1 protein-coding gene is annotated in these 4,797 nt (G+C 73.6%); it reads right to left on the bottom strand.

The features are described from left to right. Positions 1-2: 2 nt before the first annotated feature. On the bottom strand, positions 3-4,797 hold a 4,795-nt coding region (locus tag ACFQ87_RS44250; protein WP_380616714.1), incomplete at its 5' end, for a tetratricopeptide repeat protein.

Raw genomic sequence — 4,797 nt, 5'->3', positions numbered from 1 at the left:
GCCTAGACACTGAGGGTGTCGCCGTGATCGGCTCCCAGGAGCTGGGCGCGATCGGTCCGGAGTGCCTGGTACAGCGCGTCGGCGCGGTCATGGCGCCACCCGTCACGCATGGCCTCGGCCAACTGGTAGCGGGCCGTCAGTGTGTGGGGATGGTCCGGACCGTGGAGGCGTTCGCGGTCGGCGACCAGGGCTTCGCGCTCGCGGATCGCCTGGCCGTGGCGGCCGGCGTAGCGGTGGACCAGGGCGAGTTCGGCCCGGTCGAGGAGGACGTCGGGGTGGTCGCGGCCCTGGACCCGTATCCGGTCGGTGATCAGATCCGTGAGGAGGGCGGCGGCGTGCTCCAGTTCGCCGATTTCGCAGAGGTCGCCGGCCAGCAGGGCACGTGCGCCGAGGCTGTCGGGGTGGTCGGGGCCCTGGATGCGGGCGCGGTCGCGGGCCAGGAGTTCGCGGTCGGCGACGACCTGACGGTACTGCCGCGCGCTCCGGCGGCAGTTGATGAGATTGTTCCGCGCGATGAGGACTTGCGGGTGGTGGGGGCCTTGGATCCGGATCCGGTCGCGTAGCAGGTCCTCGCTGAGTCGGATGCCGGCCAGGTGGTCGCCGGACTCCTGGTGGATCTGGGCGAGGAGGGAGCGGGCGCCGAGCGTTTCCGGATGGTCCGGGCCGTCGACCCGCGACCGGTCCGCGAGCACGGCCTCGCACAGCTGCCGTGCGAGGCCGTGCTCGCCGTCGGCACGGTACGCGTCGGCCTCCCACCACCGGGCGTTCAGGGTGTCCGGGTGGTCGGCCCCGAACACCCGGGCGCGATCGACGGCGACGGCGCCGAAGAGTTCGCTCGCCCGGTCGTGCTCTCCGGCGTCGCGGTAGGCGGCGGCATACCACCAACGGGTGTTGAGCGTGTCTGGATCGTCGGTGCCCTGGATCCGCTCCCGGTCGGTCAGCAGCTCCGCGTACAGGTCGGTGGCGGCACCGTGGTCGCCCGCTGCCACGACCGAGCGGGCGAGCCCGAGACGCGCGTCGAAGGTGTCGCGGTGGTCCGGGCCGAGTGCCCTGTGCAAGTCGGTGACCAGCTCTCGGAACAGTCCCACGGCGTGGTCGTGGGCGCCTGCTTCCCGACGGGTCCGGGCCAGGTCGAAGCGGGTGTGGAAGGTGAAGGCGTGATCGGGACCGAGGGCCCGGGTCGCGTCGGTCACCAGACGCTCGTACAGTTCGGACGCGCGCAGGAAGTCCTTGGCCTCACGGTAGGTGTACGCGAGTGACCGTCGGGATGCGAGTGTGTCCAGGTGATCGGCGCCCTGCACCCGGGTTCGGTCGGCGATCAGGGCCTCGTAGAGTGCGATGGCCCGGGGGTGGTCACTCGCCTCCTCGGTCACGGATGCAAGGTCGCCGCGGACGGCCAGGGTGAGCGGATGGTCCGGGCCCAGGATGCGGGTCTCGTCGGTGAGGAGCTCTTGATAGCGGATGGCGGCCCGCTGATGGTCCTTCGTGCTGGCGATCGCCCAGGCCAGGCCACTGCGGACGGCCAGGGTCTGCGAGTGCTCGGAGCCACGGATCCTGGTGAAGTCGTCCACCAACACGGTGTAGAGCTCCACCGCTCGCCGGTCGCAGCCCGCTCGGACGTGCCCGATGGCCTGCCACCAGCGGGCCAGCAGCGTGTCGGGGTGGTCGGGCCCGTGGACCCGGTCCTGGTCGGCCGCCAATTCGGTGTACAGCTCCACTGCCCGGCCGTGGTCGGCGGCTTCGGTGGAGGCGTTCGCCCGCCACCAGCGGGCGTTGAGGGTGGACGGATGGTCGCTGCCCTGGATCCGGGTGAAGTCGGCCACGAGCAGGTCGTGCGACTCGAGTGCCCGCCGGTGCTCACCCGCACCTGAGAAGGCACGGGCCAGGCTCAACCGTACGTCCAGGGTCTCTGGGTGATCCGGTCCATTGGTACGGACGAGGTCTGCCACGAGCGCTTGGCACAGCATGATGGCGGTTCGGTGATCGCCGGCCGCCCGGCAACTGTGGGCGAGCCAGTGGCGTGCGCCGAGGGTGTCGGGGTGGTCGGGGCCCAGCACTCGGGCGCGGTCGGTCGCGAGCGCCTCGTACAGCTCCCCGGCACGGCGGTGGTCGCCGGCATTGCCGTACACCGAGGCGAGCCAGAACCGAGTGTCGAGGGTGTTCGGGTGGTCCGGGCCGTGCAGCCGGGTGGTGTCGGCGAGCAGTTCGGTCAGCAGCCCGGCGGCCGGGCCGTAGTGCCCGGCCTCGCAGTGCGCCACGGCCAGGTTGAGCCGGGCGTCGAGGGTCTCGTCGTGGTCGGGCCCCTGGAGCCGGGTGCGGTCGGTGACGAGGCTCTCCCGGACGGCGAGTGCCTCCCGGAGCCGGCCTGCCGCCTGGAGGGAGTGGGCGAGCCCCTTGCGGGAGTCGAGCGTGCCGGGGTGCTCGGGCCCGTGCAGCCTGGTGCGGTCGGCCACCAGCTGTTCGCGCAGCCGGACGGCGCGCTGGTGGTGGCCGGCTTCGCCGTGCAGCCAGGCCTGCCAGATCCGGGTGTGGAGGACGGTCGGGTGGTCGGGCGTCAGGACCCGCCCCCGGTGGGCGACCACCTCGTCGCACAGCTCGGCCGCGCGCCGGTGTTCGCCCACGTAGCTGTGGGCCCGGGCCAGGGAGAGGCGGGCGTCGAAGGTCTCGAAGTGCTCGGAGCCGTGGATCCGCCGGTGGTCGGCGAGGAGTCGGCGGCGCAGGGCGAGCGACTCGCGGGGGCGGCCCGCGGAGTGCAGGGCCCGGGCGAGGCCGGAGCGTTCTTCGAGGGTGTCCGGGTGGTCCGGGCCCTGGATCCGGACCCGATCGGCCACCAGCTGTTCCAGTTCCTCGACCGCGGCGGTGAACGAGCCGGCGATGCGCAGCGCGTAGCCGAGGCGACTGCGTTCCGCGAAGGTGTCGGGATGGGTGGAACCCTGCACCCGGGTGCGGTCGCGGACCAGGGCGCGGTGCTGTTCGACCGCGGTGCGGGCCTGCCCTGCCCTGCGGTGGGCGCGGGCCAGACTGGAACGGGTGTCGAGGGTTTGCGGGTGGTCCGGGCCGAGCACCCGGGCGAAGTCGGCCACCAGGGAGGCGAACTCCACTACGGAGAGGGACGGTTGACCGGAGTCGCGGTGTACCGTCGCCAGCCGCCGGCGCGCGTGGAGGGTCTGCGGGTGGTCGGGGCCCTGCACCCGGGTGCGGTCCGCGACCACGGCCTCGTACGCGGCCTCCGCCGCCGGGTAGTCGCCCGCTTCGGCGTGGGCGGCGGCGAGCCAGCCGCGGGTGTTGAGGGTGTCGGGGTGGTCGGCTCCGAGGACGCGGGCGCGGTCGGCGGCCACCAGCTCGTAGAGCTCGATGGACAACCGGTGGAGTCCGGCGGCCAGTTGGGCGAAGGCGAGGCCGTTGCGGCGGGCCAGGAGGTCGGGGTGGTCGACGCCCAGCGCCCGCTCCGTGTCCACGACCAATCGCTCGAACTCGGCCACCGACTCCCGGTGTTGCCCCGCCACCTGCAAGGCGTACGCCGAACTCGCGCGGCTCTGCAGGGTGTCGGCGTGGTCCGCCCCCAGTACCCGGGCGCGCTCCGCGACGACCGTACGGAACTCCTCCACGGCGAGCGCGTGTTGGCCCGCCTTGCGGTAGGCCTGGGCGAGGGTGTGGCGGTCGGCGAGAGTGGCCGGGTGGTCCTGGCCCTGGACCCGGGTGCGCCTGTCGACCACCTCCCGGCACAGCTCCACCGCCCGCGCCGGGTCGCCGGTCTGGGCGTGCAGCCTGCCTAGCCGCCCGAGGGCGGCCAGCGTGTCCAGGTGGTCCTCGCCGAGCAGCCGCTTCTGCCCGTCCGCCATCGCCGCCACCAGCGGGACGGCGTACACCCGCTGTGCCCGGTCGGTCAGTTCGTCCGCCGCCAGCCGGTACAGCGCGACCGTCTCCGCTGTGGGTTCCTCCGAGAGGCCGTTGGCCGCCAGATCGCGGATGTGCGGCAGCAGCGCCCGCCGCAGCCCCGGCCCGGCGTCCGGCCAGAGCCGGGCCGCCGCGCCCGCGAGGTGTCGCTCCGCCCGCTGGCGAAGCCGCCGGGCGCCGTCCGAGTCGCGCAGCACCGACTGGAGCAGTCGGTGCACGGTCACGGTGTCGCCGAGAGTGATCAGGTTGTAGTCGGCCAGCAGCCGGAGTGCGCCGTCCACCTCCTCCGGTCGGCGTGCCCCGAACGGGGTGAGCGCCTCGCACGGGAGTGCCTCCGGGGCGTACCAGGCCAGGGTGCGCAGCAGCTCGACGGCGAAGGGAACGCTGTGCTGGACGGTGCGCAGGGTGGTCTGCCAGAGCCGGGCGACGGTGTCCACCGCGCCGCTGTCGGTGCGCGGTCCCACCGGGCTGGTGCTGCGCAGCAGTTCGCGGTAGGCGGCGAAGGTGGTGCCGGTCTGCTGGACGTAGGCGCCGGCCTGGGCGAGGGCCAGCGGCAGGTGGCCTAGTTCGTCTGCCAGCGACCGGGCCTCGTCCTGTTCGGCGTCGTCCACGGCGTCCACGGCGACGCGCGGGTACGCGGTGTCGCAGAGCAGCCGGGCGGCCTCCGGGGCGTCCAGGACGTCGATCCGTACCGGCCGGATGCCCGGGTGCCAGCCGCCGGCCCGGCGGCTGGTCACCAACTGGTGCCCGCAGCCGAGCAGTCGGCCGAGGTAGGGGGTGAGGTGGGCCGGGTCCTCGGCGTTGTCGTAGACGAGTAGCCAGCGGTCGTGGGCGCGCAGCCACGCGATGGCCCATTCGACCTGCTGGCCGGGCGGGGCGGTGAGCGCCCAGGTGGGGTGC

The organism is Kitasatospora sp. NPDC056531 (assembly GCF_042794375.1).
Classification (GTDB): Bacteria; Actinomycetota; Actinomycetes; order Streptomycetales; family Streptomycetaceae; genus Kitasatospora.
Note: the sequence above shows the minus strand (reverse complement) of the source record. Positions and strands in the feature narration are given on the sequence as shown.